The following is a 1,080-nucleotide window of genomic DNA, read 5'->3' as shown; positions in this document are numbered from 1 at the left end:
GCGGCTTCAAAACACCAGTAGCCATGGAATGTGCAACAGTCCTGTGAATCACCTTGCTGTAATAAATGAATATCAATGTAAACATTGCCTGCTTTACGTAGCCCATCGTACCAACGGCGCAAATATTCATCTAAAAACTTTAAGGTATCTTTAGATTTTTCAGCATGAATAGCTTTATAAAGGGGATTACGAAAGCTTAGTTCTCGTGGTGTTTTTTCTTCAGTAATTGGATAGTTTGGAATTTTCATTGCAATTAGACTGTCTAACGCTTTCTCTCGATTTTCTTGATCAAAATCGACAGCTTTAACGATAGTTTCAAACCAATCCTGCCGTTCAAATAGAATACAAAGCCCTAATAAATTAGAAAGTTTTTCTGTTTCAAAATATTCTGTTAAAATTGTGATTTCTGTTTTATCATCAGGGTGAGCGTGATTATACCGTTCAACGTGATCAATTGTATTTTCAGTATATTTTATTATTTTATCTATGATCGACAATAAATCAGGAATCGGTTTACCCACCGTATAGTCAAGACATAATTGTTGATAATAAAGATCTATCATTGGCTCCATAAAAGGATCTTTAATAATTCGTACCGTTTTGTCAAATTCGTTTATTTCCCAGTTTAATCTCTCTTGTATGTATGGATAAAAAGCCTCATCTAATAGTTTCTGACGGCGTTGTTGTTCAAATTCTGTCATATTTGTTTATCTCCTGTATTTGCTCTTTATTTGGATTTATTCCTATTGACTTTCTTTTTTATACTTCGATGCTTTGCTTGAATAATATTTTCAACCGTAGGTTCGCCATATCTATGTATTACAATACCATTGTGACTAGCGTGATTAAAATTAGTTGTCGTATCATCTAGTAGAGCTTCAATATGTGATAGACCAGGATCAACTAACAATGATACAACAATGATATGACGAGTACATATCTTATGATATTCATCTTGTAACTATCCCCTAAAATAGTACAGCAAAAAAGTAGAAAATTCTCTATGATAAAAGTAAAAGGAAATTTAATTATGAAAAAATGACTGAACATCAAATCGTGGCTATTTTAAAAGAAGCTGAA

The 1,080-nt window shown here is 32.3% G+C and carries 1 pseudogene; it reads right to left on the bottom strand.

Annotation, left to right across the window (positions count from 1 at the left end):
* Positions 1–701, bottom strand: a pseudogene (locus B9N71_RS12620) (DUF1911 domain-containing protein); the annotation flags it as partial.
* Between the last annotated feature and the right edge of the window lie 379 nt (positions 702–1,080).

Origin of the sequence: Gilliamella bombi (assembly GCF_900103255.1) — a bacterium.
Taxonomy (GTDB): Bacteria; Pseudomonadota; Gammaproteobacteria; order Enterobacterales; family Orbaceae; genus Gilliamella; species Gilliamella bombi.
The sequence above is the reverse complement of the archived record's forward strand: the minus strand, read 5'-3'. Positions and strand labels throughout refer to the sequence as shown.